The 26,968-nt window shown below is 70.6% G+C and carries 18 protein-coding genes, 1 tRNA gene and 1 pseudogene; 10 read left to right on the top strand and 10 right to left on the bottom strand.

Features of this window, described 5'->3' with window-relative positions; genetic code table 11:
* Positions 1-204 precede the first annotated feature (204 nt).
* Both gltB and ACZ44S_RS26630 read left to right on the top strand, forming a co-directional pair.
* Complete coding sequence (gene gltB, locus ACZ44S_RS26635; protein ID WP_466933247.1) at positions 205-4,806, top strand: glutamate synthase large subunit; 4,602 nt, start codon at positions 205-207, stop codon at positions 4,804-4,806.
* Positions 4,799-6,262: a glutamate synthase subunit beta gene (locus ACZ44S_RS26630; protein ID WP_466933246.1), complete on the top strand. Its 1,464-nt coding sequence runs from the start codon at positions 4,799-4,801 to the stop codon at positions 6,260-6,262. The genes gltB and ACZ44S_RS26630 overlap by 8 nt, the downstream gene beginning before the upstream one ends.
* 130 nt (positions 6,263-6,392) lie before the next feature.
* Here ACZ44S_RS26630 and ACZ44S_RS26625 read toward each other — a convergent pair whose 3' ends face one another.
* Positions 6,393-7,199, bottom strand: coding sequence for a chitosanase (locus ACZ44S_RS26625; protein ID WP_466933244.1), 807 nt, complete (start codon positions 7,197-7,199; stop codon positions 6,393-6,395).
* Between the two features lie 25 nt (positions 7,200-7,224).
* The gene (locus ACZ44S_RS26620) at positions 7,225-8,145 is read right to left on the bottom strand and encodes a rhomboid family intramembrane serine protease (RefSeq protein WP_466933241.1); all 921 of its coding nucleotides are present in this window, start codon (positions 8,143-8,145) and stop codon (positions 7,225-7,227) included.
* A 145-nt stretch (positions 8,146-8,290) separates the two neighbouring features.
* Here ACZ44S_RS26620 and ACZ44S_RS26615 point away from each other — a divergent pair, with 145 nt between their 5' ends.
* Positions 8,291-9,010: a vWA domain-containing protein gene (locus ACZ44S_RS26615; RefSeq protein WP_466933239.1), complete on the top strand. Its 720-nt coding sequence runs from the start codon at positions 8,291-8,293 to the stop codon at positions 9,008-9,010.
* Positions 9,011-9,077: 67 nt separating this feature from the next.
* Here the strand turns inward: ACZ44S_RS26615 and ACZ44S_RS26610 are convergent, their stop codons facing one another.
* Entirely contained in the window at positions 9,078-9,971 is an 894-nt protein-coding gene (locus ACZ44S_RS26610; protein WP_466933237.1) for a hypothetical protein, read from the bottom strand.
* Positions 9,972-10,080: 109 nt separating this feature from the next.
* Here ACZ44S_RS26610 and ACZ44S_RS26605 point away from each other — a divergent pair, with 109 nt between their 5' ends.
* The 5 genes from ACZ44S_RS26605 (at position 10,081) to ACZ44S_RS26585 (ending at position 16,919) form a co-directional block, all read left to right on the top strand.
* Positions 10,081-10,458 (top strand): chorismate mutase, encoded by a 378-nt coding sequence (locus ACZ44S_RS26605; RefSeq protein WP_466933235.1) that lies wholly within the window; start codon positions 10,081-10,083, stop codon positions 10,456-10,458.
* A gap of 111 nt (positions 10,459-10,569) precedes the next feature.
* The gene (locus ACZ44S_RS26600; protein WP_466933233.1) at positions 10,570-11,112 is read left to right on the top strand and encodes a response regulator; all 543 of its coding nucleotides are present in this window, start codon (positions 10,570-10,572) and stop codon (positions 11,110-11,112) included.
* Between the two features lie 48 nt (positions 11,113-11,160).
* Complete coding sequence (gene pepN, locus ACZ44S_RS26595) at positions 11,161-13,746, top strand: aminopeptidase N (protein ID WP_466933231.1); 2,586 nt, start codon at positions 11,161-11,163, stop codon at positions 13,744-13,746.
* Positions 13,747-14,139: 393 nt separating this feature from the next.
* Positions 14,140-15,510, top strand: coding sequence for a pyridoxal phosphate-dependent decarboxylase family protein (locus ACZ44S_RS26590; RefSeq protein WP_466933229.1), 1,371 nt, complete (start codon positions 14,140-14,142; stop codon positions 15,508-15,510).
* On the top strand, positions 15,507-16,919 hold the full coding sequence (locus ACZ44S_RS26585; protein WP_466933227.1) for a lysine N(6)-hydroxylase/L-ornithine N(5)-oxygenase family protein: 1,413 nt from the start codon (positions 15,507-15,509) through the stop codon (positions 16,917-16,919). The genes ACZ44S_RS26590 and ACZ44S_RS26585 overlap by 4 nt, the downstream gene beginning before the upstream one ends.
* Before the next feature lie 13 nt (positions 16,920-16,932).
* Here ACZ44S_RS26585 and ACZ44S_RS26580 read toward each other — a convergent pair whose 3' ends face one another.
* Together ACZ44S_RS26580 and ACZ44S_RS26575 are read right to left on the bottom strand one after the other, a co-directional pair.
* On the bottom strand, positions 16,933-18,738 hold the full coding sequence (locus tag ACZ44S_RS26580) for a bifunctional metallophosphatase/5'-nucleotidase (RefSeq protein WP_466933225.1): 1,806 nt from the start codon (positions 18,736-18,738) through the stop codon (positions 16,933-16,935).
* Positions 18,739-18,862: 124 nt separating this feature from the next.
* Positions 18,863-19,341, bottom strand: a pseudogene (locus tag ACZ44S_RS26575) (prephenate dehydrogenase dimerization domain-containing protein); the annotation flags it as partial.
* A 583-nt stretch (positions 19,342-19,924) separates the two neighbouring features.
* Between ACZ44S_RS26575 and pyk the strand changes: the two are divergent.
* Positions 19,925-21,361, top strand: coding sequence for a pyruvate kinase (pyk, locus tag ACZ44S_RS26570; protein WP_466933223.1), 1,437 nt, complete (start codon positions 19,925-19,927; stop codon positions 21,359-21,361).
* Between the two features lie 114 nt (positions 21,362-21,475).
* Here pyk and ACZ44S_RS26565 read toward each other — a convergent pair.
* Positions 21,476-21,548 (bottom strand) — tRNA-Leu (locus tag ACZ44S_RS26565).
* 105 nt (positions 21,549-21,653) lie between these two features.
* Between ACZ44S_RS26565 and ACZ44S_RS26560 the strand changes: the two genes are divergently transcribed.
* Positions 21,654-22,310 carry an ANTAR domain-containing response regulator gene (locus ACZ44S_RS26560; RefSeq protein ID WP_125507220.1) on the top strand — a complete coding sequence of 219 codons (657 nt, stop codon included), beginning with the start codon at positions 21,654-21,656 and terminating at the stop codon, positions 22,308-22,310.
* A gap of 194 nt (positions 22,311-22,504) precedes the next feature.
* On the opposite strand, the gene ACZ44S_RS26555 is transcribed toward ACZ44S_RS26560, so the two are convergent.
* Genes ACZ44S_RS26555 through ACZ44S_RS26540 form a run of 4 tightly spaced genes read right to left on the bottom strand, consistent with a single transcriptional unit; the run spans position 22,505 to position 26,812 of the window.
* The gene (locus ACZ44S_RS26555) at positions 22,505-23,221 is read right to left on the bottom strand and encodes an ABC transporter ATP-binding protein (RefSeq protein ID WP_466933221.1); all 717 of its coding nucleotides are present in this window, start codon (positions 23,219-23,221) and stop codon (positions 22,505-22,507) included.
* A complete protein-coding gene (locus tag ACZ44S_RS26550) occupies positions 23,218-24,093 on the bottom strand; it encodes an ABC transporter ATP-binding protein (protein ID WP_466933219.1) in 876 nt (291 codons plus the stop codon). The genes ACZ44S_RS26555 and ACZ44S_RS26550 overlap by 4 nt, the downstream gene beginning before the upstream one ends.
* A complete protein-coding gene (locus ACZ44S_RS26545) occupies positions 24,090-25,877 on the bottom strand; it encodes a branched-chain amino acid ABC transporter permease (protein WP_466933216.1) in 1,788 nt (595 codons plus the stop codon). The genes ACZ44S_RS26550 and ACZ44S_RS26545 overlap by 4 nt, the downstream gene beginning before the upstream one ends.
* Before the next feature lie 5 nt (positions 25,878-25,882).
* Entirely contained in the window at positions 25,883-26,812 is a 930-nt protein-coding gene (locus ACZ44S_RS26540) for a branched-chain amino acid ABC transporter permease (protein WP_466933214.1), read from the bottom strand.
* Positions 26,813-26,968 lie beyond the last annotated feature (156 nt).

The following is a 26,968-nucleotide window of genomic DNA, read 5'->3' as shown; positions in this document are numbered from 1 at the left end:
TGTCCGGCCCGGTCTCCATAGCTTCCACCGCCAGGCGCGGAACCCCCGCCGCGACCCGTGTGGTGTCCGCATGCTGGAACGGAGTGTCCCGGTTCCCGAGAACCGCTCCATCATGTAACCTGCACCAAATTTTGCACCTGAACGCGAGGGCCAACGTCGTCCCTCGGCACCTGCACATGCCATTTGACGACGACGGGAGAGCCGATGCGTACGCCGCGCCAGCCGTCCCAGCATTCCCCGAGCGACCGCCCGAACTGGTCGTTCATGGATGCTCGCCCTGCTGCGCAGGGTATGTACGACCCCCGCAACGAGCACGACGCCTGCGGCGTCGGCTTCGTCGCCACCCTCACCGGCGAGGCGTCCCACACCCTGGTCGAGCAGGCCCTCACCGTCCTGCGCAACCTCGAACACCGCGGCGCCACCGGCTCCGAGCCGGACTCCGGCGACGGCGCGGGAATCCTCTCCCAGGTGCCCGACGCCTTCTTCCGCGAGGTGGCCGGATTCGACCTGCCCGAGGCCGGCGGCTACGCCGTCGGCATCGCCTTCCTCCCGGAGGACGGCACCGACGCCGCCGTGGCCCGGATCGAGGAGATCGCCGCCGACGAGGACCTGACCGTCCTCGGCTGGCGCGAGGTGCCGGTCGCGCCCCAGCTGCTCGGTGCCACCGCCCGTTCGACGATGCCGGTGTTCCGGCAGATCTTCGTCGGCGCCGGGCAGAGCCGGGGCATCGAGCTCGACCGCAAGGCGTTCGTGCTGCGCAAGCGCGCCGAGCGGGAGGCGGGCGTCTACTTCCCGTCCCTGTCCGCCCGCACGATCGTCTACAAGGGCATGCTGACCACCGGTCAGCTCGAGCCGTTCTTCCCGGACCTGTCCGACCGCCGCTTCGGCTCCGCCATCGCGCTCGTGCACTCCCGGTTCTCCACGAACACCTTCCCGTCGTGGCCGCTCGCGCACCCGTACCGCTTCGTCGCGCACAACGGTGAGATCAACACCGTCAAGGGCAACCGCAACTGGATGCGCGCCCGCGAGTCCCAGCTCGTCTCGGACCTGTTCGGGAGCGAGGACAAGAACCTCGAGCGGATCTTCCCGGTCTGCACCCCCGACGCCTCCGACTCCGCCTCCTTCGACGAGGTCCTGGAGCTGCTGCACCTGGGCGGCCGTTCCCTGCCGCACTCCGTGCTGATGATGATCCCGGAGGCGTGGGAGAACCACGACTCCATGGACCCCGCGCGGCGGGCCTTCTACCAGTACCACTCCACGATGATGGAGCCCTGGGACGGCCCCGCCTGCGTCACCTTCACCGACGGCACCCAGGTCGGCGCCGTGCTCGACCGCAACGGTCTGCGTCCCGGCCGCTACTGGGTCACCGACGACGGCCTGGTCGTCCTCGGCTCCGAGGTCGGCGTGCTCGACCTCGACCCGGCGAAGGTCGTCCGCAAGGGACGCCTCCAGCCCGGCCGCATGTTCCTCGTCGACACCGCCGAGCACCGCATCATCGAGGACGACGAGATCAAGGCCGCCCTCGCCGCCGAGCACCCCTACGCGGAGTGGCTCGAGGCCGGCGAGATCGAGCTGTCCGACCTGCCCGAGCGCGAGCACATCGTGCACACCCACGCCTCGGTCACCCGCCGCCAGCAGACCTTCGGCTACACCGAGGAGGAACTGCGGGTCCTGATCGCGCCGATGGCCAAGGCCGGCGCCGAGCCGATCGGCTCGATGGGCACCGACTCGCCGATCGCCGCGCTGAGCGAGCGCCCGCGGCTGCTCTTCGACTACTTCACCCAGCTGTTCGCCCAGGTCACCAACCCGCCGCTGGACGCGATCCGCGAGGAGCTGGTCACCTCCCTGCACTCCTCGCTGGGCCCGCAGGGCAACCTGCTGGAGCCGACCGCCGCGGCGTGCCGCAGCGTCACGCTGCCCTTCCCGGTGATCGACAACGACGAGCTGGCCAAGCTCATCCACATCAACGCCGACGGGGACATGCCCGGCTTCAAGGCCGCGACCCTCTCCGGCCTGTACCGGGTCTCCGGTGGCGGCGACGCCCTCGCCGAGCGCATCGAGGCGATCTGCGCCGAGGCCGACGCCGCCATAGAGAACGGCGCCCGCCTCATCGTCCTGTCCGACCGGCACTCCGACGCCGAGCACGCGCCGATCCCGTCGCTGCTGCTCACCGCGGCCGTCCACCACCACCTGATCCGTACCAAGCAGCGCACCCACGTGGGTCTGCTGGTGGAGGCGGGCGACGTCCGCGAGGTCCACCACGTCGCCCTGCTCATCGGCTACGGCGCCGCCGCCGTCAACCCCTACCTGGCGATGGAGTCCGTCGAGGACCTGGTCCGCGCGGGCACCTTCCTGCCGGACGTCGAGCCCGAGAAGGCCATCCGCAACCTGATCCACGCCCTCGGCAAGGGCGTGCTGAAGGTCATGTCCAAGATGGGCATCTCGACCGTCGCCTCCTACCGCGGCGCCCAGGTCTTCGAGGCCGTCGGCCTGGCGGAGGACTTCGTCGAGAAGTACTTCAACGGCACCGCCACCAAGATCGGCGGCGTCGGCATCGACGTCATCGCCAAGGAGGTCGCCGCCCGCCACGCCAAGGCCTACCCCGCCTCCGGCATCGCGCCCGCGCACCGGGCGCTGGAGATCGGCGGCGAGTACCAGTGGCGCCGCGAGGGCGAGCCGCACCTGTTCGACCCCGAGACGGTCTTCCGCCTCCAGCACTCCACGCGCGCCGGCCGCTACGACATCTTCAAGAAGTACACCGAGCGCGTGAACGAGCAGTCCGAGCGGCTGATGACGCTCCGCGGCCTCTTCGGCTTCACGTCCGGCCGTGGACCGATCCCGCTCGACGAGGTCGAGCCGGTCTCCGAGATCGTCAAGCGGTTCTCCACCGGCGCCATGTCGTACGGCTCCATCTCCCAGGAGGCGCACGAGACGCTCGCCATCGCCATGAACCAGCTGGGCGGCAAGTCCAACACCGGTGAGGGCGGCGAGGACCCGGAGCGCCTGTACGACCCGGCCCGCCGGTCGTCCATCAAGCAGGTCGCCTCCGGCCGCTTCGGCGTGACCTCGGAGTACCTGGTCAACTCCGACGACATCCAGATCAAGATGGCCCAGGGCGCCAAGCCCGGCGAGGGCGGCCAGCTGCCCGGCCACAAGGTCTACCCGTGGGTGGCCAAGACGCGTCACTCGACGCCGGGTGTGGGTCTCATCTCCCCGCCGCCGCACCACGACATCTACTCCATCGAGGACCTCGCCCAGCTGATCCACGACCTGAAGAACGCCAACCCCCAGGCGCGCATTCACGTCAAGCTGGTCTCCGAGGTCGGCGTCGGCACCGTCGCCGCGGGTGTGTCGAAGGCCCACGCGGACGTCGTGCTGATCTCCGGCCACGACGGCGGCACGGGCGCCTCCCCGCTCACCTCGCTGAAGCACGCGGGCGGTCCCTGGGAGCTCGGCCTCGCCGAGACCCAGCAGACCCTGCTGCTCAACGGTCTGCGCGACCGGATCGTCGTCCAGACCGACGGCCAGCTCAAGACCGGCCGCGACGTGGTCATCGCCGCCCTGCTCGGTGCCGAGGAGTTCGGCTTCGCCACCGCGCCGCTGGTCGTCTCCGGCTGCGTCATGATGCGCGTCTGCCACCTGGACACCTGCCCGGTCGGCATCGCCACGCAGAACCCGGTGCTGCGCGACCGGTACTCGGGCAAGGCCGAGTACGTCGTGAACTTCTTCCGGTTCATCGCCGAGGAGGTCCGCGAGCTCCTCGCCGAGCTGGGCTTCCGCTCCATCGAGGAGGCCGTCGGGCACGCCGAGGTCCTCGACGTCACCCGCGCGGTGAACCACTGGAAGGCGCAGGGCCTGGAGCTGGAGCCGCTGTTCCACGTGCCCGAGCTGCCCGAGGGCGCCGTCCGCCACCAGGCGGTCGTCCAGGACCACGGCCTGGAGAAGGCGCTCGACAACGAGCTGATCAAGCTCGCCGCCGACGCGCTGTCCGCCTCCGGCGCCGAGGACGCCCAGCCGGTGCGCGCCCAGGTCGCCATCCGCAACATCAACCGCACGGTCGGCACCATGCTCGGCCACGAGGTGACCAAGAAGTTCGGCGGTGCGGGCCTGCCCGACGACACCATCGACATCACCTTCACCGGCTCCGCCGGCCAGTCCTTCGGCGCCTTCGTCCCGCGCGGTGTCACGCTGCGCCTGGAGGGCGACGCCAACGACTACGTCGGCAAGGGCCTGTCCGGCGGCCGGATCGTGGTCCGCCCGGACCGCGCGGCCGACCACCTCGCCGAGTACTCCACCATCGCGGGCAACACGATCGCGTACGGCGCGACCGGCGGCGAGATGTTCCTGCGCGGTCGTACGGGCGAGCGGTTCTGTGTCCGCAACTCCGGCGCGCTGGTCGTCTCCGAGGGCGTGGGCGACCACGGCTGCGAGTACATGACCGGCGGACACGCGGTCGTCCTCGGCGAGACCGGGCGCAACTTCGCGGCCGGCATGTCCGGCGGCATCGCCTACGTCATCGACCTGGACCGGGACAACGTCAACGCCGGCAACCTGTCCGCCGTCCACGAACTGGACGACGACGACAAGCAGTGGCTGCACGACGTGGTCCGCCGGCACCAGGAGGAGACGGGCTCCACCGTCGCCGAGAAGCTGCTCGCCGAGTGGGACACCGCCGTACAGCGCTTCAGCAAGATCATCCCCACCACGTACAAGGCAGTGCTCGCCGCCAAGGACGCCGCCGAGCGAGCCGGTCTGTCCGAGACCGAGATCACCGAGAAGATGATGGAGGCGGCGATCAATGGCTGACCCGAAGGGCTTTCTGAACCACGGCCGCGAGGTCGCCAGGACCCGTCCGGTCGAGGAGCGCAAGAAGGACTGGAACGAGGTCTACGTCCCCGGTTCCCTGCTGCCGATCATCAGCAAGCAGGCGAGCCGCTGCATGGACTGCGGCATCCCGTTCTGCCACAACGGCTGTCCGCTCGGGAACCTCATCCCCGAGTGGAACGACTACGCCTACCGCGAGGACTGGGGCGCCGCCTCCGAGCGGCTGCACGCCACCAACAACTTCCCGGAGTTCACCGGCCGCCTGTGCCCGGCTCCCTGCGAGTCGGCGTGCGTGCTCGGCATCAACCAGCCGCCGGTCACCATCAAGAACGTCGAGGTCTCGATCATCGACAAGGCGTGGGAGACCGGGGACGTCGCCCCGCAGATCCCCGAGCGCCTGTCCGGCAAGACCGTCGCGGTGGTCGGGTCGGGACCCGCGGGCCTGGCCGCCGCCCAGCAGCTGACCCGGGCCGGCCACACGGTCGCCGTCTACGAGCGCGCCGACCGCATCGGCGGCCTGCTCCGCTACGGCATCCCCGAGTTCAAGATGGAGAAGCGGCACATCAACCGCCGTATCGAGCAGATGCGCGCGGAGGGCACCAAGTTCCGCACCGGTGTCGAGATCGGCCGCGACATGCCGGCGACGGCGCTGCGCAAGCGGTACGACGCCGTGGTCCTGGCCGTCGGCGCCACGACCGCGCGGGACCTGCCGGTGCCCGGCCGTGAGCTCAAGGGCATCCACCAGGCCATGGAGTACCTGCCGCTGGCCAACAAGGTGCAGGAGGGCGACTACGTCGCCCCGCCGATCTCGGCCGAGGGCAAGCACGTCGTGGTGATCGGCGGCGGTGACACCGGCGCCGACTGCGTGGGCACCGCCCACCGCCAGGGCGCGGCCTCCGTCACCCAGCTGGAGATCATGCCCCGCCCGAGCGAGGAGCGGAACCCGGTCTCCCAGCCGTGGCCGACCTTCCCGATGCTCTACAAGGTCACGTCGGCCCACGAGGAGGGCGGTGAGCGGGTCTACTCCGTCTCCACCACCCACTTCGAGGGCGACGAGGACGGCAACGTCCAGTGGCTGCACATGAGCGAGGTCGAGTTCGTCGACGGCAAGCTCACCTCGAAGCCGGGCACCGAGCGCAAGATCCCGGCCCAGCTGGTCACCCTGGCCATGGGCTTCACCGGCACCGACCGGGACAACGGGCTGGTCGACCAGTTCGGCCTGGAGCTCGACGAGCGCGGTAACATCGCTCGCGACGCCGACTTCCAGACCAATGTGCCGGGTGTGTTCGTCGCCGGTGACGCCGGCCGCGGCCAGTCGCTCATCGTGTGGGCGATCGCCGAGGGCCGCTCGGCCGCGCGGGGCTGCGACCGCTTCCTCACCGGGGCGAGCGAGCTGCCGGCCCCGATCCGCCCGACGGACCGCGCGCTGACGGTCTGACGGAGCGGCTCACCACAGGACCCTGACGGTCCCTCATGTACGTCCCGTACAAAGGCGTACGGAACACCAGGTGGCGCCTGCCCGCCAGTCCCCGACCGGACGACTGGGCAGGCGCCCCCGCATGTCCGGCTCACGCCACCTTGTAGGGCGTCCCGTACATCGTCCACTCCAGCGGGGTGTCCAGGTCCAGGTTGCCGTCGTTGAGGAAACGGCGCTGGGCGGTGTCCACGCGGCTGGTGTCGTGGCCGGGGTGCAGCTCCCGCATCGCCTTGCGGCGGACGTCGAGGAAGGCCGACAGGTACGCCTTCTCGTCGCCGCCCTCGGCAGGCGTGTCCGCCCGCTTCATGGCCGCCGCGCGGATGCCGCCGAAGCTGGTGGGGCCGTCACCGGGGCCGTGGTAGACGATCGCGTCGTAGTAGATGAACTGGCCCAGCGCGGACAGCCCGTCCCGCTCGGCCCGTCGTACCGCCGGGCCGAAGTACTCCGTGTCCCGCTTGGCGTCCTGCGCGGCACGGAACTCGGGGCGCTTCGCCTCCGCCTTCCAGGCCGCCGTGAACCCCGGGTCCAGGCCCTCGTGCGAGTCCGTCCCGTCGACCTGGCGCAGCGCGGGCAGATAGCGGGCGAGGCCGTTGCCGGGATGGTCCTCGGTGTACTCCTCGACCAGGGTGAGCAGATCGTGCGTGCCCGTGCAGAAGCCGATGATGCCCGCGGTGTAGCCCTGGCCGTCGCCTATGTCCTCGATGTAGCCGTAGGCGCTGCGCCAGTCGAGCGTGCCGTTCTCGGCACTGGCCACTATCCGCTGCGCGAGTTCCTTCTTGGCGGGACTGGCCAGATTCGCTGCCTTCTCCTTCTTCGCGGGCGCGGGGGAGTCGGCGGACGAGCAGCCCGTCACCGCGAGAGCGACGACGGACAGGGCCACGAGCAGGGCACGTTTCATGGGGCAAGCGTACGAAACAGACGGTTCAGACAGCGCCGTCGCCCAGCGCCGCGGCCTTCCCCAGGGCCAGCACGGCCAGCAGGACCAGCAGGGCGGCACAGGCCGCCGCCTGGATCAGCACCCGGTACCTGCCCCGGGGGACGTAGGCGAAGACCAGCGCCACCGCACCGCCCGCCAGCAGCCCGCCGAGATGGCCCTCCCAGGACGTGACGACCGCCGAGATCACCAGCCACAGCAGCAGCCCCGCCATGAACCGGTTGACCTGGCCCAGGTCGGCGCCGACGCGCCGTGCCACGACGTAGTACGCGGCCCCCACGCCGAAGATCGCACCGGACGCGCCGACCACGGTGTCCCCGGGCGCGATGAGCAGCACCAGCACCGAACCGCCCAGCGCCGACAGCAGATACAGGGCGAGATGGTGCACCCGGCCCAGCATCGGCTCCACGAGCCGGCCCAGATTCCACAGCGCCACCATGTTCATCACGATGTGCAGGACACCGAACGTCCCCTCCGTGGGCGGCAGATGCAGGAACGCCCCGGTCAGCAGCCGATACCACTCCCCGTCCACCACCCCCTCGGGGGTGAAGCCCCCGGGGTACGGGTGGACCCACACATAGTGCTCGCCGTCCGGGCCGAGCAGCCCCGCGCCCACCATCGCGAACCGGTCCACCATCTCCGGTCGCACCAACTCGGCCAGATACACCAGCACATTGAGGGCGATCAGCGCATACGTCACGACGGGCACCGCCGACACGGTGCCGCCCACCACGGTGCGGGCCCGGCGTACCGAGCGCGCGCCCTCCTTCACGCACTCGGGGCACTGGTGGCCCACGGCCGCCTCCCGCATGCAGTCCGGGCAGATGTACCGCTCGCAGCGCGTGCAGCGGACGTGACACTCCACCTTGGGATGGCGGTAGCAAGTGGTGACGGTGGACTCGGAATCCACGGGCCGGCTCCTCGGGAGGGACGGGGACGGACATGAGCCGGTGGGGACGGCGGCGAACAAAATAGCGAACGCCGGTGGACGGAGTGAGGGGCGGGGTGAGGGTGCCGTACCCTCGGGGCCAGTTCCGGTGACCGAGGGGGAGTCCATGGCCGCGATCAGTCTGCGCAAGATCGAGGAGACCGCGCCCGCGCTGGTCAGCCTCTACAAGACCGCCGGAGCGTCACTCGCCGAGCACGGTATGGAGGGTCTGCGTGCCGCCGTCTACCTCGTGGTCGACTACTCCGGCTCGATGAAGCCGTACTACAAGGACGGCAGCGTGCAGGCGCTCGCCGACCGGGTGCTGGGCCTGTCGGCCCATCTGGACGACGACGGCACGGTACCGGTCGTGTTCTTCTCCACCGACGTCGACGCCGTCACGGACATCGCCCTGGCCGACCACCGGGGCCGCATCGAGCGGATCGTGGCCGGTCTGGGGCACATGGGCAGGACCAGCTACCACCTCGCGATGGACGCGGTCATCGACCACTACCTGGACAGCGGCTCCACCGACCCCGCGCTGGTCGTCTTCCAGACCGACGGCGGCCCCATCAACAAGCTCGCCGCGGAGAAGTACCTGTGCAAGGCCGCCCGGCTGCCGCTCTTCTGGCAGTTCATCGGCTTCGGCGACCCGCACAGCAAGCAGTTCGACTACCTCCGCAGACTCGACGACCTGGCCGTCCCGGCCAAGCGCCCCGTGGACAACGCGGGCTTCTTCCACGCGGGCGAGAACCCGACCAAGGTCCCGGACGCGGACCTCTACAACCAACTGGTGGCGGAGTTCCCCAAGTGGCTGGCGGAGGCCCGTTCCCAGGGAATCGTGCGGTAGAACAACTCACGCAGGGGCGCGCGGCAAGCCGCGGGGTACCCGCACCTGACGAACGAGCGACGACACCCTAGGTGTCACATTCCAGCACCGTGCGACACAACCCGCACCGCGCCCGCACACGACCCTTCACCGGAACCCGGATCCGCTGATGGCAGGTGGGGCACGGGAACGACACCCGCAACTGATCGCCGCCCGTGAAGTGGTACCCCACATCGTGCCGCCCCCCGTCCGCCACGGAGTGGTCCTGCGCATGCCGCCGGTCCCGCGCGTACCGCCTCCGCCCCGCCCACCCCGCGGAGCGCAACGGCGGCTGCTCCCCGTCCCGCCGCGCCAGCGCCATGCCCTTGCCGTACGCCGTGTACGCCTGCGGGCTGGTGAACCACACCGACGGGTCCTCCCCGAACAGCAGCGACCGCTTCGCCAGCACGTACCCGAACTCCTCCGGCGTGAGGTACCCCAGCTTCTGCGACGACGCCCCGTCCTCCCGGAACGCGTCCAGCAGCAGCCACCCCGCCCCCAGATACGTCGCCGTCGTGTCCGTCAGGATCTCGTTGTCCCGCGTCCCCGGGAACGACAGCCCCAGCCGGTGCAGATACACATGCGCCACCTCGTGCGCCAGCGCCGCCCCGATGTCCCGCCGATGCGTACGGAACCGGTCGTTCAGCTCGATGAAGTACTCCGGCCCCGCCGCGAGTTCCACATTCGCGGCATGCGTCATCTCCCGGAACCCGACGATCAGCCGGGCGTCCGGCAGCCGGTAGTGCCGCACCATCTCGCGGGCCACCCGCTGCGCACCCAGGTGAAGATCGCCCGTGTCGCAGAACGCCACGTCGGCCGGCGCCACGCTCACCGAGAAGGCACGGATTGTGTCGTACGACAGCCGTCTGTACAGCGCGGTGACGGCCTCCCGCACCGTCTCCAGATGCGGGTAGCCGTGCTCCACCGGTCCGCCGTTCGTCACGTCGCACCCCCGAGCGCGCCCAGAACCCGATTCCACTGTACGGGCCCGCCCGGGCGACCGCCCCGGCCGCGGGGACCCGGCTCCCGGCCGCACCGTAGGCTGACACCCCATGACCACCAGCAACACCGCGGGCGGTGACGTCGACCCCGCCGTCCACGAGGAACTCACCCGGCTGCGCGAGAGCATCGACAACATCGACGCGGCCGTCATCCACATGCTCGCCGAACGCTTCAAGTGCACCCAGCAGGTCGGCCGTCTCAAGGCCGAGCACCGGCTGCCGCCCGCCGACCCGGGCCGCGAGGCCCGCCAGATCGCCCGGCTGCGCGCCCTCGCCGGCAACGCCAGACTCGACCCGGCCTTCGCCGAGAAGTTCCTCACCTTCATCATCGCCGAGGTGATCCGCCACCACGAGCGGATCGCCGACGACTCCGCGGGCGGCGCCACGCCCTCAGCGAACCGGGCCACAACCTTCTCCGCCGGGGAGTGACAGGGCGGCCCGGGCGGGGCATGCTGCGCTGTGCACTCCTTGTCAGCAGACGAGCACCGCCCGTCAGCGTCCGGACCGCCGTCCGGGTCGCTCACGAGGAGGGATGTGCGCATGCCGCCCAACGCCCGGATCCTCATCGTCGACGACCACGAGGACACCCTGTACGCCCTGGAGAGCGCCCTGTCCCCGCTGGGGCACCTGCTGGGCCGGGCCACCAGCGGCGACGAGGCGCTCAAACAGCTGCTGCGGGGAAACGTGGGCCTGCTGCTCCTGGACGTGCACATGCCCGGCACCGGCGGCCTCGACGTCGTGCGCTACATGCGGCGCCTGGAACAGACCCAGCACATCCCCGTCGTGCTGCTCACCGGATTCGCCCGTGACAGGCAGCTGGGCGCCGCCGCCTACGCCCTCGGCGTGGCCGACCTCGTGACCAAGCCCGTCGACCCGTGGGCCCTGCGCACCAAGATCCGCCACCTCTACGACGCCCACCAGCGCCGGCTCGCCCTGGAGGCCGAGGTCCGCGCCCTGCGCGCCCGGCTCGAGGAACGCAACGCCACCCCCGCGCATCCCGCCCTGCCCCACCCGCACGCGCACGTGGCGCCCGGCCGGCCCGCGGGGGCGCAGTCCGGGGAGCTCGAACGAGACCGGACATAGGCCGCGTACCCGATCCGCCTCTGTGCCCCGGCAACGGCATCAGGCAGCATGGCCTGCATGTCCGTACTGACGCGCGACGAAGCGCAGAACCGAGCACAGCTCATCGACGTCCACCGCTACACGGTCGAGCTCGATCTGACCACCGGGGACGAGACGTTCGACTCCCGCACCCTGATCAGGTTCGGCGCCCGCGCGGACGCGGACACCTTCGTCGAGATCAAGCCCGCCGAACTGCACTCCGTCACCCTCGACGGACAGCCCCTGGACCCCGACACCCTCGACGGGAACCGGCTGCCGCTGAAGAACCTCACCGCGGGTGAACACGAGCTGCGCGTCGACGCGACCATGCGCTACTCCCGCACCGGCGAGGGCATGCACCGCTTCACCGATCCCACCGACGGCGAGACCTACGTCTACACGCAGCTGTTCATGGAGGACGTCCAGCGCGTCTTCGCCGCCTTCGACCAGCCCGACCTCAAGGCCGTCTTCGAGCTGTCCCTCACCGCCCCCCAGGGCTGGACCGTCCTCGCCAACGGCGTCACCGAGCACACCGGCAAGGGCGTGTGGCGGGCCGCTCCCACCCCGCCGATCTCCACCTACCTCGTGGCCGTCGCCGCCGGCCCCTGGCACTCCGTGCGCACCGAGCACCGCGGCCTGCCCTTCGGCATCCACTGCCGCCGCTCGCTGGCCCCTTACCTCGACGCCGACGCCGAGGAACTCCTCGACATCACCCGCGCCTGCTTCGACCGCTACCACGAGAAGTTCGAGGAGCCCTACCCCTTCGACTCCTACGACCAGGCCTTCGTCCCCGAGTTCAACGCGGGCGCCATGGAGAACCCCGGACTCGTCACCTTCCGCGACGAGTTCGTCTACCGCTCCGCCGTCACCGACACCGAGCGCCAGACCCGCGCCATGGTCGTCGCCCACGAGATGGCCCACATGTGGTTCGGCGACCTCGTCACCCTCAAGTGGTGGGACGACATCTGGCTGAACGAGTCCTTCGCCGAGTACATGGGCTATCAGACTCTCACCGAGGCCACCCGCTTCACCGACACCTGGACCGACTTCGGCGTCACCCGCAAGCCCTGGGGCTACGACGCCGACCAGCGGCCGTCCACCCACCCCGTGGCCCCCGAGAACGTCGAGGACACCGCCTCCGCCCTGCAGAACTTCGACGGCATCTCCTACGCCAAGGGCGCCTCCGCCCTGCGGCAGCTCGTCGTCTGGCTCGGCGAGAAGGACTTCCTGGCCGGCATCAACACCCACTTCGCCCGGCACCGGTTCGCCAACGCCACCCTCGCCGACTTCATCGACTCCCTTGCCTCCGCCACCGAACGCGACGTCCAAGCCTGGGCCGACGCGTGGCTGCGCACCACCGGCGTCGACACCCTCGTCCCCGAACCGGGCAACGGCGACAACGCCTACTGGCACCTGGACATCGCGCACCTGGGGGACCCCGGGATCCAGCGGGGACCCGACCCCGCCAAGGACCGCCCCGGGATGAAGCACGCCGGCACGCTCGTCTCCTCCGGCAGCAGGCGCCCGCACCGCATCACCATCGGCGTCTACGACCACGACCTCCACGACGCCGGCGGGCTGGTCCTGCGCGACCGCCTCGAGGCGGACATCCCCGCCGACAGGAACGTCGCCTTCAGCCCCGGCGGCACCCGCCCCGCCCTCGTCGTCCTCAACGACGGCGACCTCACCTACGCCAAGATCCGCTTCGACGCCGAGTCCCTGGACACCCTGCGCACCCGGCTCTCCGGGCTGCCCGACCCCCTCACCCGCGCCGTGGTGTGGAACGCCCTCCGGGACGCCGTCCGCGACGGCGACCTGCCCGCCGCGGACTTCCTGGACATCGCCCGCGCCCACCTTCCGCACGAGACGGACCTCGCCCTGGTCCAGGGCGTCCTCGCCTTCGCCTCCGTCCACATCGCCGACCGCTATCTCACCCCCGACCGGCGGCCGGCCGCGCTGGCCACCCTCACCGAGCTGTGCCGCGACCTCATCCGGCGCACCGAGGACGGCGACCACCCCGGGCTGCGGCTGATCGCCGTGCGGCACCGCATCGACACCGCCGCCCACCCGGACGCCCTGGCCGCCTGGCTCGCCGAGGGCACCGTCCCCGGCGGCCCCGAACTCGACCCCGAGCTGCGCTGGCGCGTCCTCGCCCGCCTCGCCGTGCTCGGCGCCGTCGACGAGGAGGCGATCGCCGAGGAACTCCGCCGCGACCCGAGTGCCGCCGGCCGGGAGGGCGCCGCCCGCTGCCGCGCCGCCCTGCCCGACGAAGAGGCCAAGGCCCGCGCCTGGGACGCCATGTTCGGCGCCGACGACCTGTCGAACTACCTGTTCACCGCCACCGCCCAGGGCTTCTGGCAGCCCGAACAGGCCGAGCTGGTACGCCCCTACGTGGCCCGCTACTACAAGGACGCCGTCGCCCTCGCCGCCCGCCGCGGACCCGCCATCGCCGCGGCCGCCGGCCGCTGGGCCTTCCCCGCCCACGCCGTCGACGCCGAGCACCTCAAGCTCGGCGAGAAGTGTCTGCGCAAGGCCGATCCGACCCCCGCCCTGCGCCGCAAGCTCGTCGACCATCTCGACGATCTGGCCCGCGCCCTGCGCGTTCGGCAGGCCTAGGTCCTGTCGTCACGTTCCCGTCGTCCGGCCGAAGGGCGCGCCGTGCGGCGTCAGGTGCGCGCTCTGGGTGCCCCCCGGCCGAAGGCTGGGGGAGTGCCGGGCCCTGAGCCTCGTCCGGATGTACTCGGGTCGGGGCCCGGTGCGGCGAGTGGGGGCACCTGACGCGCCTTCAGGGCGGCGGGGGAGCGTGCATGGCGTCGCACGGCAGACGGGAATGTGACGACAGGCCCCAGAGTCGCCCGGGGCGCCGCCGGCCGGCTCGGCGGGCGTCCCCGCTCACGCCTCGCCAAACGGGACGTACCCCCTTTTGGGTCGGTTCCCCGGGCTTTCCGGGCGCGGCACCTCATCCCCGTACAAGCTGGAGCCCTCCCGTGCACCACCCCGGAGGGCCCCATGAGCACGCCGCCACCCCTCGCCTCGGGCCCCCAAGGCCCCCTCCACCTGCGGCCGTTGCTCGACACCGTCCTCGACGCCCTGCACACCGGCAGCGGCGCGCGGAACGGACCGCTGCCCGCCGGGGGACCCGCCACCGTCACCGCGGCGGTCCTGGACGCGGTCGGCGAGGTCCTGCCCGACCAGGGCGACCCCGACGCCCTGCGCACCCTGGTCCGGGTCCTCGCCGAGGGCGCCGCCGACCCCGCCCACCCGTGGTGCGCCGCCCACCTGCACTGCCCGCCCCTCGCCGTCGCGGCCGCCGCGGATCTTGCCGCCTCGGTCCTCAACCCCTCCCTCGACTCCTGGGACCAGGCCCCCGCCGCCTCCGCCCTGGAAGCCCTCGTCACCCAGGCTCTCGCCCGCGAGGCCGGCCACACCGACAGCCTCGTCACCACCGGCGGCACCGAAGCCAACCAGCTCGCCCTCCTCCTCGCGCGCGAACTGCTCGGCGGCACCGTGCGGCTCGTCCACGCGGCCGGCGCCCACCACTCACTGCCCCGCGCCGCCTGGCTGCTCGGCCTGCCCGACCCCGTCGAGATCCCCGCCCCCGCCGGCACCCTCGACCCCGCCGCCCTGGACGACGCCCTGACCCACCTGCCCGGCCCCCACCTGGTCGCCGCCACCGCCGGCACCACCGACGCCGGCCTCATCGACCCGCTGCCCGAGATCGCCGCCCGCTGCGCCGCCCACGGCGCCCGCCTGCACATCGACGCCGCCTACGGCGGGGCCCTGCTCTTCAGCGACCTCCAACGGCCCGCGCTCGCCGGCCTCGAATCCGCCCACACCATCACCCTCGACCTGCACAAACTCGGCTGGCAGCCCGTCCCGGCCGGCCTCCTGACCGTCCGCGACCCCGGGGACGTCACGGTTCTCGGGCACCACGCCGACTACCTCAACGCCGACGACGACACCGACGCCGGACTCCCCGACCTCCTCGGCCGGTCCCTGCGCACCACCCGGCGCCCCGACGTCCTCAAGATCGCCGTCACCCTCAGGACCCTCGGCCGCGCCGGCCTCGGCGCCCTCGTCGACCAGGTCTGCGCCCACGCCCGGGAGTTCGCCCGGCTGGTCCGGGACGACCCGCGCCTCGAACTCCACGACCGGCCCGTCATCAGCACCGTCCTCTTCCGGCCCGCCGACGCCGACGACACCGGCGTCGCGGCGCTGCGCCGGCACCTCCTGACCACCGGCCGCGCCGTCCTCGGCCGCGCCCGCGCCGACGGCCGGCTGTGGCTCAAGGCCACCCTCCTCAACCCCGCCGTGCGCACCGACGACCTGACCGGCCTCCTCACCCTCGTCCACCAGGCCCACGCGGAAGGACCCCGATGACCACGCCCCACGCGACCGTCCACGACCTCGTCGGCATCGGCATCGGCCCCTTCAACCTCTCCCTGGCCGCCCTCGCCCACCCCCTCCCCGCGCTCCGCACCGCCTTCTACGACCGGCGCCCCCACTTCACCTGGCACCCCGGCCTGCTCCTCGACGACGCCACCCTCCAGGTGCCCTTCCTCGCCGACCTCGTGACACTCGCCGACCCCACCAGCCCCTGGACCTTCCTCAACCACCTCCGGGCCCGCGAACGGCTCTACCCCTTCTACTTCGCCGAGCACTTCCACATCCGCCGCACCGAGTACGACGCCTACTGCCGCTGGGTCGCCGACCACCTCCCGGCACTCCACTTCGGCCACCATGTCGACACCGTCCGCTGGAACCCCGAACGCGCTCTGTTCGAGGCGGACTTCATCCGGCCGGCTCCCGACGGCGGGGGCGTGGTGGCTGGCCGCGTCGACGCACGCAACATCGTGCTCGGCGTCGGCACCGAGCCCTTCACACCCGAGCCGTTCCGCCCGCTCGCCGGCGTCCCCGGACCGCCCGTCGTCCACTCCGACGACTACCTCTCCCACCGTGCGACGCTCCTCGCCGCGGGCCACATCACGGTCATCGGCACCGGACAGTCCGGCGCGGAGATCTACCTCGACCTGCTGCGCCACCGGCCCGCCGGACGGGAACGGCTCCACTGGATCGGCCGCACCGAGGCGTTCGCCCCCATGGAGTACTCCAAACTCGGCCTCGAACACTTCACGCCCGACCACACCCGCTACTTCCACGCCCTCCCCGAACCCGTCCGGGACCGGCTCGTCCCCGCGCAGTGGCAGCTGCACAAAGGCATCGACGCCGCCACCCTCGCCGCCATCCACGACGAGCTCTACCGGCGCACCCTCGAAGGCGGCTGGCCCGACACCGTCCTCACTCCCGCCGTCGACGTCCGCACCGCGCGCCGCACCGGCCGGGCGGGCATCGAACTCGGCCTCGAGCACACCCGGCAGCGCACCCGTACCCGGCTCACCACCGATGCCGTGGTCCTCGCCACCGGTCACCGCGCACGCCCCCTGGACCGGCTCCTCGCCCCCCTAGAACCCCACCTGCGCCGCGACCGCGCCGGCCGGCCCCGCATCGACGCACACTTCCGCCTGGTCCTCGACCGCGCCGTCACCGGCAGCGTCTACGTCCAGAACGCCGAACTCCACACCCACGGCGTCGGCACACCCGACCTGGGACTCGCCGCCTGGCGCAGCGCCACGATCCTCAACCACCTCACCGGCCGCGGCGTCTATGCCCTGCCCGCCCGCACGGCCTTCACCACCTTCGGTCTCCGCCCGCCGACGCCGGAGGTCCCGCCCGCCCGGCGGAGCACACGGCTCGGCGCCCTGGCGGACGGGACCCCACGTCACCCGTAGCGGAGGAGGACGGTCAGAACACCGGCGTGCCGTCCCGCGTCAGTTTCCAGTCCACCGACGCGAAGTCCTTCGGGTCCAGCACGGCCTTCTCCGTGACCCACTCCGCGATCCGCGTCCGGATCTCCGTGGACTCCGACCACAGTTCCTTCGCCGACGCCACGTGCGGGAACGCGCCGCCACCGTTGGCCCGGTAGTTGTTCACCGCGAAGACGAACTGCTGTCCGTCGTCCAGCGCCGCACCCTCGAACGTGACGTTCCTGATCCGGGAGCCGGCCGGCTGCGCGATGTCGATCTCGTACCGCAGGCCCGACACATAGTCGTAGTTGTAGTCCGGGCGGTCGTTCGCGTTCGTCAGCCGGTCCACGTCCACCGGCGCACCGGCCGCTGTCTGCGCGAAGTACTCCGCCGAGTACTCCAGGTACGTCCTGACCTGCGCGCCCGTCATCAGCTTCGCCACGAGCGTGTTGTCGTACACGTACAGGCTCGACAGATCCCGGATCGTCACCTCGCCCGCCGGGATCTCCGACGTCCGCGAGAACGGCGACGCCTGCGACAGCACCGGAAGCGAGGCGTACTCCGTGCCCGCCAGCGCCGCCCGGACCACGTCCTCCTGCACCTTGCTGATCAGATCGATGATCGGCGCGTCCTTGTACCGCGCCTCCACCGTCGTGAGCGTCTCGGTCGCCGACCCCACCACCTGGTTGACGTACTCCACGACCTGCGCGTGCTCGTCGCCGAGCAGCCGGGTGATCCGCGGGTCGTCCGCCACCGTCGCCGCGTTCCGCAGCGACGCCTTCACCGACTCCACCCGCCAGCGGCCCCGCTCGAAGACCAGCTCGAAGTCGAACAGCGACAGCCGCTCCGCGTAGCACAGCGGCTCCGACAGCACGACCTCCCGGCCCGTCTCCTCATTGGTCACCCGCAGTTCGGCGATCTCCTGGTGCGCGTGCCCGACCAGGATCGCGTCGATCCCCGGCACCTGCCGCGCCACGTTCGCCGCCGCGTTCTCCACGTACGGCAGCTGGTCACCGTACGACGACGTCCCCGACGACCCCGAGTGCGCCGACACCACCACGACGTCCGCGCCCATCGACCGCAGCTTCGGTACCCACTTGGCCGCCTGCTCCTCCAGGCCCGGGAACGTCAGCTTCCCCTGCACATAGGCCTTGTCCCAGATCGCGATGCCCGGGTTCGTCAGCCCCAGCACCGCCACCTTCACCGGGGGAGCGCCCTTCACGGGGAACTTCTTGATGAAGTACGGCGGGAACGCCGGCTTCAGCGTCTTCGCGTCCAGCGCGTTCGCCCCCAGCAGCGGGAAGTCGCACTGCTCCTCGAACGTGCGGAGCGTCTCGATGCCGTAGTTGAACTCGTGGTTGCCGAGCGCCACGGCGTCGTACCCGATGGCGTTCATCGCCTGCGCCATCGGATGCACCGGCCCGCCCTCGGCGGTGATCGGGTCCACCTTGGCGTAGTAGTACGTCAGCGGCGTGCCCTGGATGGTGTCGCCCGCGTCCAGGAGCAGTGTGTTGCGGCGGCCCTTCTCCTCGCGGACCTGGTTCACCAGCGTCGAAACCCGGGCCAGACCCTGCGCGTTGCCCGCGGTGTCCGTGTACTCGGCGTCCTTGAAGTAGTCCCAGTTGAAGACGTGCCCGTGCAGGTCCGTCGTCCCCATCACGGTCAGCGCGTACCGCTTCATCCGCTTCCTCCCCCGTCCCGCCTCGGCTGCCCCGGCCGCGGGAACCGCCGCCGTACCCGTCAGCGCCACCCCCGCCCCCGTCACGGCGGACCTCTTCAGAAACTTCCGGCGGTTCAACGGCATCTCAGGTTCTCCTCGCACACGACGAACAACGCGCGTAGATTCGCCCGACGATTCTGACCTGAACACGCCCACCGGAACAGCCCTCTCAGGTTGCGATCCGGTGAGCATCGCCGCGGACGCGCCGTCAGGGGCGAAGCGACCAGCCGCGTTCGCGGAGGAGCTCGCTCAGGGCGGGGGGCCGCGGCGGGGCCACCATGAGCTGCACCAGACCCGCCTGGCGGCCGGTCGCGTGGTCGATGCGCACGTCCTTGGTGTTGATGCCCGCGCGTCCGGTGTCCGCGAGGATCCGCGCCAGTTCGCCCGGCCGGTCGCTGATGAGGACGGCCACCGTCTCGTAGGAGGCGGGCGCCTCCCCGTGCTTGCCCGGCATCCGTCCCCGGCCCGCGTTGCCCCGGCGCAGCACGTCCTCGATGCAGCGACTCGACGGTCTCCTCCAGATCGGCCGCCATCCCCGCGAGCACCTCGGCCACGGGCCCGGGGTTGGCGGAGAGGATCTCGGTCCACATCCGGGGATCGGAGGCGGCGATCCGGGTCACGTCGAGGATGCCCTGGCCGCACAGCCGCACCCGCCGTCCCCTCCGCGGCCTCCAGCCGGGCGGCCACCCGGAGATGCCGGAGGGCCCGCCTCGCTCACCGCACTCGGCATCCGCGTACCGCTGTGGGTGCACGGCACCGCCATGCGGGCCAGGGCGATCGCGCAGGAGGACGGCGGCGACACCGCGCGGATCCGGATGCGCACCCGCACCGGTCGCCGGCTGGTCTGCCACGCGTCCTGCCTGCGGGGGGCCGACGGGCGGCTGGGAGTCTGCGCGGTGATCATCGAACGCGCCCCGGTCTCCGACGTCACACCGCTCGTCGTACAGGCCTACGAGTTGTCGGAACGCGAGTTCGAGGTCACCCAAGCTCGGCGTCTCCAGCCGCGGCGAGTTGGTGGGCCAGTTGTTCACCGAGTACTACGATCCCGCGCCCCTGCCCTCCTCCGCCCCCGGCCGACGGGGCTGACGGGCCTCCTCGGCCGTACCCGCTTCACCCGTGCGGCCGCCCCGGGCCCCGGGGCCGGCTCCGCATGCTCATCGGAGCGGCCCGGCGCACAATTCAACACTTGTCAATAACCCTTCAGCGGCAGGCCGTTCAGTCGTCACCCGCAACCAAATCGCTACCGACCGGTAAGGCCTAGGGTCGGAACATGCGCCGAGCGAAAATCGTCTGCACCCTGGGCCCCGCCACCGACTCGTACGACCAGATCAAAGCCCTGGTCGACGCCGGAATGGACGTGGCCCGATTCAACCTCAGCCACGGCGGTCACGCCGAGCACGAGGAGCGCTACCAGCGGGTCCGAAAGGCCGCCGACGAGACCGGCCGCAGCGTCGGCCTCCTCGCCGACCTTCAAGGCCCGAAAATCCGCCTCGGCCGCTTCACCGAAGGTCCCGTACTCCTTGAACGCGGCGACAGCTTCACCATCACCGTCGAGGACGGCGTCGAAGGCGGCCGCCACACCTGCGGCACCACCTACGCCGGACTCGCCACCGACGTCACCACCGGCGAACGCATCCTCGTCGACGACGGCAAGGTCACCCTGGAAGTCACCGCCGTCGACGGCCCCCGGGTCCGCACCACCGTCATCGAGGGCGGCATGGTCTCCGACCACAAGGGGCTCAACCTCCCCGGCGTCGCCGTGTCGGTCCCCGCGCTCTCCAAGAAGGACGAGGACGACCTCCGCTGGGCCCTGCGCACCGGCTTCGACGTCATCGCCCTGTCCTTCGTGCGCAGCGGACGCGACATCCGGGACGTCCACCGCATCATGGACGAGGAAGGCCGCCGCCTCCCCGTCATCGCCAAGATCGAGAAGCCCCAGGCGGTCGACAACATCGACGACATCGTCGCCGCCTTCGACGGCATCATGGTGGCCCGCGGGGACCTCGGCGTCGAGATGCCGCTCGAACAGGTGCCCATCGTCCAGAAGCGCGCCGTCAAACTCGCCAAGCGCAACGCCAAACCGGTCATCGTCGCCACCCAGATGCTCGACTCGATGATCGACAACGCGCGCCCCACCCGTGCCGAGGCGTCCGACGTCGCCAACGCCGTCATCGACGGCACCGACGCCGTCATGCTCTCCGGCGAGACCAGCGTCGGCAAGCACGCCGTCGACACCGTCCGTACCATGGCGCGCATCGTCGAAGCCGCCGAGGAGGACATCCTCGCCAAGGGGCTCCCGCCCCTCACCGAGCGCAACAAGCCCCGCACCCAGGGAGGCGCGGTCGCCCGCGCGGCGGCCGAGATGGGGGACTTCCTCGGCGCCCGCTTCCTGGTCGCCTTCACCCAGTCCGGCGACACCGCCCGCCGGCTGTCCCGCTACCGCTCCCCGATTCCGGTCCTCGCCTTCACACCCGATCCGGCCACCCGCTCCCAACTCAGCCTCACCTGGGGCGTGGAGACCTTCCTCGGCCCTCATGTGGAGACCACGGACGCGATGGTCGACCAGGTCGACGACCTGCTCCTGCGGTACGCCCGCTGCGCCAAGGGCGACACCGTGGTGATCACGGCGGGTTCACCTCCGGGAGTCCCCGGCTCGACGAACCTCGTCCGGGTCCACCGCATCGGTGAGGACGACAGCCCCAGGTAGGGAACCGCGGTGCGAGCACGGCGAACGGCACGCCGACGCGCGACAGAAAAGCGGATGTTCACCGAAAAGGTGGACATCCGCTGTCAAATGGTGACCTTGGATACAAAGGAAAAGTACCCCGGGTCGGATTCGAACCGACGCTGGATGGTGTTTGAGACCATTGCCTCTACCGCTGGGCTACCGGGGCGCCCTGCAAAACGAAGGTCGACGGTTACCCGCCGTGCCCCCACCTTACCGCAGCTGGGTACGCTCTTGTCAGCAGTACCGGTCTGCCCCGCACCAAGGAGCCCACGTGAGCGCCCCCGAGTCGCCCCAGCCTGTAGACGTGCCCGACGACGACAAGTCGCACGTGCCTCCGATGACGACGCGTGTCGTGATCGCCGAGGACGAGGCCCTGATCCGGCTCGATCTCAAAGAGATGCTGGAGGAGGAGGGCTACACCGTCGTCGGTGAGGCGGGGGACGGCGAGCAGGCTGTCGAGCTGGCCCGGGAGCACCGGCCCGACCTGGTGATCCTCGACGTGAAGATGCCCAAGCTGGACGGCATCTCCGCGGCGGAGAAGATCGCCGAGGAGAGCATCGCCCCGGTGCTGATGCTGACCGCGTTCTCACAGCGGGACCTGGTGGAGCGGGCACGGGACGCGGGAGCGATGGCGTACCTGGTGAAGCCGTTCAGCAAGAGTGACGTGGTGCCGGCGATCGAGATGGCGGTGTCGCGGTTCACGGAGCTCAAGGAGCTGGAGCGCGAGGTCGCGGATCTGAGCCTGCGGCTGGAGACGCGGAAGCTGGTGGACCGCGCCAAGTCGGTGCTGCAGACGCAGTACGGGCTGACGGAGCCGGCGGCGTTCCGGTGGATCCAGAAGACGTCGATGGACCGGCGGATGTCGATGCAGCAGGTGGCCCAGGCGGTCATCGACGACGCCGAGGAGAAGAAGGCGTCGAAGGGCTAGGCCCTGTCGTCACCTTCCCGTCTGCCGTCTCCCCCCAGCCTTCGGCCGGGGGACCCCCAGAGCACGCACCTGTCTCCGCACGGCCCGCCCTTCGGGCGGACGCCGGGAATGTGACGACAGGACCGAGAGCCGGCCGGCGCGAGGAGGCCCGCGTTCCCCGCACCGTGCGGGGGACGCGGGCCTCCTCGTGTGCCTCAGTCCTCGCCGAGGTAGGCCTTGCGGACCGACTCGTCGTGGAGGAGGTCCTGTCCGCTGCCGGAGAGGACGATGTTGCCGACCTCCATGACGTGGCCGTGGTCCGCCAGGGAGAGGGCCGCCTGGGCGTTCTGCTCGACGAGCAGGATGGTGGTGCCCTGGGACTTCAGCTCGGAGATGGTCGCCATGATCTTCTGCATCATGATCGGCGAGAGACCCATGGAGGGCTCGTCGAGCATGAGCAGCTTGGGCTGGGACATCAACGCCCTGCCCATGGCGAGCATCTGCTGCTCTCCGCCGGAGAGGGTGCCCGCGGCCTGCTTGCGGCGTTCCCCGAGGATGGGGAAGAGGTCGTAGGCGCGCTGGATGTCCTTCTGGATGCCGTCCTTGTCGTCCCGCAGGAAGGCGCCGAGCTGCAGGTTCTCCTCGATGGTCAGGCGCGGGAAGATGTGCCGGCCTTCGGGGGAGTGGGCCATGCCCAGGGCGACGATCTTGTGGGCGGGGACGTTGCCGAGCGGCTTCCCGTCGAAGACGATCTTCCCGGAGAGAGGCTTGAGCAGTCCGGAGAGGGTGCGCAGCGTGGTGGTCTTGCCCGCACCGTTGGTGCCGATCAGGGTGACGACCTGGCCGGCCTCGACACTGAAGGAGATGCCCTTGACGGCCTCGATCTTGCCGTAGGCGACCTTGAGGTCCTCGACCTCGAGCAGTGCGGTCACTGGACGTCCTCCGTGCGGGAGTCGGTGCTGGGTGCTGCTGCCTCCGCGGCCTCGACCTCGGCGAGCTCCTCGGCTCCGGGGGCGCCTTCGAAAGGCGTACCGAGGTAGGCGGCGACGACGCGCTCGTCGCTTTGGACCACATCGGGTGTGCCCTCGACCAGCTTCTCCCCCTGGACGAGACAGGCGACGCGGTCGCAGAGGTTGAAGATGAACCGCATGTCGTGCTCGATCACGAGGACCGCGGTGCCCTGGTCGCGGATGGCGAAGATGAGCTCTTCGGCCGCGCGGGTCTCCTGTGGGTTCATACCGGCCGTGGGCTCATCGAGGAGGAGCAGGCCGGGCTCGGAGGCGAGGGCCCGCGCGATCTCGAGCTTGCGCTGCTCGCCGTAGGGCAGGTTGCGCGCCAGGTGATCCGCCTTGTGGGCGAGACCGATGAACTCCAGGAGCTCCATGGCGCGTTCGTGCGAGGCGGCTTCGGCCTTCTTGAAGCCCGGGCCGCGCAGCAGGGCCGACCAGAGGCCTTCCTTGGTCCGGGTATGCCGTCCTACGAGGACGTTCTCCAGGACCGTCATGTTGGCGAAGAGCCGGATGTTCTGGAAGGTACGGGCGATGCCCGCCTGGGTGACGAGGTGGGGCCTGGGCGGCAGGACGGTGCCCTTGTAGCTGACCTTGCCCTCGGTGGGGACGTACAGGCCCGTCAGGCAGTTGAAGAAGGTCGTCTTGCCGGCGCCGTTGGGGCCGATGAGGCCGACGATCTCGCCACTGTTGACGGTGAGTGACACGGAGCGAACGGCGGTGAGGCCGCCGAACCGCATGGTGACGTCGCTCGCCTCGAGGACGGTCGTGGTGGTTGTGGTGGTCATGGTGTTCACGCCCCCGCCTTGGTGACGCTGACGGTGTCGCCGGGCAGCCGTTGTTCGGGTACGTCGAGTTGGTCGGTCTCGTGGTACTCCAGCTGGGCCCGCTTGTTGGCGACGAGGCCTTCGGGGCGGAAGCGCATCAGGAGGACGAGGGCGAGACCGAAGAGGAGGAGCTGCAGTTCTCCGAGGAACTGGAGCTTCTCGGGGATGAGATAGAGCAGTGCGGCGCCGATGAGGGGTCCGCTGATGGTGCCCATGCCACCGAGGATGACCGCGGCGAGCAGGAACGCGGAGTTCGGCGGGACCGAGTTGGCGAACTGGTACTGCTCGGGCGTGATGCTGTACTGCACGTGGGCCTGGACGGTGCCGGCGAGGCCGGCGAGCGTGGCGCCGAGGGCGAAGGCGATCAGCTTGACCCGGAAGCCGTTGATGCCCATGGCGGTGGCGGCCGTTTCGTCTTCGCGGATGGCGACCCAGGCGCGTCCGATGCGGGAGTCGCCGGAGCGGCGGAACACGAGGACGACCACGGCGAGGACGATCAGCATCAGCAGGAAGTAGTTGCTGGGCCGGCCGAGGGTGAAGCCGAGGATGTCGTGGCTTTCGCCGAAGTTGAATCCGAACATCTCCAGGTTGGGGATGTTCGGGATGCCGTTGGCTCCGTTGGTGACGTCCGGCCCGGTGTTCCCGTTCAGGTTGTTCATGGTGATGCGGAAGATCTCGCCGAACCCGAGGGTGACGATGGCGAGGTAGTCACCGCGCAGCCGCAGGGTCGGAGCGCCGATGACCACGCCGAAGACCAGTGAGGCGATGGCGCCGGTGAGAACGGCGGCCCAGAACGGGAAGTGGACGCCGATGCTGGACTGCGGGGAGCCGGAGACGAGGGCGGCGGCGTAGGCGCCGACGCCGAGGAAGGCGACGTATCCGAGGTCGAGCAGTCCGGCGAGACCGACGACGATGTTCAGACCGAGCGCGACGGTCGTGAAGATCAGGATGTTGGTGCCGATGAGGGCGTAGGTGTCGTCGGTCTGGGTGAACGGGAAGCAGACGGCGGCGACGAGGGCCGCGGTCAGGGTGATGTTCCGGTGCTTCGCGGTAAGGCGGTTCACGCGGGCGAGGAGCCCGGCCCGGGAGACGGCCGCGGCGCCGAAGCACACGGTGATCAGGGTGCCGATGAACAGCTCGGCCTCGGCGGCGATGCCGTACGCGAAGACATACAGGCCGATGGCGAACGCGGCGGCGATCACGAGAATCTCGAGCCAGGCGGGGAGTTCCTTGGTGGCCCGCTTGGGCTCGGGTGCCTTGGTGGCGGCGCGCAGCCGGTGCCAGATGGTGGCGTCGGGCCTTTCCTCGGCCACTTCGGTGGGCAGCCCGAGCGCGCCGATGACGGCGATCAGGGAGCCGACACCGGAAATCCAGGCTCCGGGTTCGAGGTTGACGATGCCGCCGAGCTCCGTGGAGATGGAGCCCATGGCGAAGCCGACGGTGGCGAGTGTGCCGAGGGCGAGGAGGAGGACGGGGCTGCTCTTGCCGCCCGGGGTGAGCCACCGCAGGCCCCGGATGCCAAGGCCGGCCACGGCGAACAGAGCGGTGAGCAGCGCGCCGGCGAGGCTGACGACCTGGAGTTCGGCGGGGTAACCGTAGACGGTCAGGTCGCCGGGGTATGCGCTGGTCCAGGTCCAGGGCATCATCGTGCCGGCAAAGACCGCGGCGGAGCCGACGAGCGTGCCGAGCCGGGCTGCGGCGGGTGACAGCGGAATGATCGAGCCGCGCGGGGTCGAGGTGAGTTCGGTCGTCATCGGTATCACGCCCTGTCCGCGACGCGTTCGCCGAGCAGGCCCTGTGGTCTGAACAGCAGGAACAGGATCAGCAGGATGAAGGCCCACACGTTGGCCCAGGACTGGGCGCCGAACTGCTCCATACCGGGGATCTGGTCGATGTAGCCGGTGGAGAGGGCCTCCGCGAGACCGAGGACGATGCCGCCGAGCATGGCGCCGTAGATGTTGCCGATTCCGCCGAGCACGGCTGCCGTGAAGGCCTTGAGGCCCATCAGGAAGCCCATCTTGAAGCCGATCTGGCCGAAGTGCAGGGCGTACCCGATGGCGGCGACGGCGGCGAACGCGGCACCGATGGCGAAGGCCATGACGATGATGCGGTCGGTGTTGATGCCCATGAGCTTGGCGGTGTCGGGGTCCTGCGCGGTGGCCTGCATACCGCGGCCGGAGCGCGTCTTGTTGACGAACCAGCCGAGGGTGACCATGCACAGCGGTGCGGCGATGAGGATGAAGAGGTCGTTGCGGTTGATGTTCGCACCGAGGAGGCTCAGGGACTCACCCGAGAACTGCGGGAAGGTGATGTCCTTCTTGGCGTCCGGGTACGCGTACCAGACGGCCTGCTGCAGGAAGAGGGAGAGGCCGATCGCGGTGATCAGCGGAGCCAGGCGAGGTGCCCCGCGCAGTGGCCGGTAGGCGAATCGTTCCGCTGCGACACCCACGACGACGGAGCAGATGACGCCGAAAACGAGCATCAGGGGGATGATCGCCAGCAGGGACGTGCCGTCGGGCATCCAGAGGAAGACGGTGAAGGCCCCGAAGCCCCCGATCATGAATATCTCGCCATGGGCGAAGTTGATGAGCTGGACGATGCCGTAGACCATCGTGTAGCCGATCGCGATGAGACCGTACATCGCGCCGAGGATGAGTCCATTGGCCAGCTGCTGCGGCAGTTCGTTCACCGCAAGGCCTCCGTGGAGTGGTTCGGATATGGCGCCGGGGGGGGGGGGGGGGGGGGGGGGGGGGGGGGGGGGGGGGGGGGGGGGGGGGGGGGGGGGGGGGGGGGGGTGGGGGGGGTGTCCGACGTCCTCAGGGGGCGCGACTGTCGTTGCCCCCCT

This window comes from Streptomyces malachitofuscus (assembly GCF_055571035.1).
Note: the sequence above shows the minus strand (reverse complement) of the source record. Positions and strands in the feature narration are given on the sequence as shown.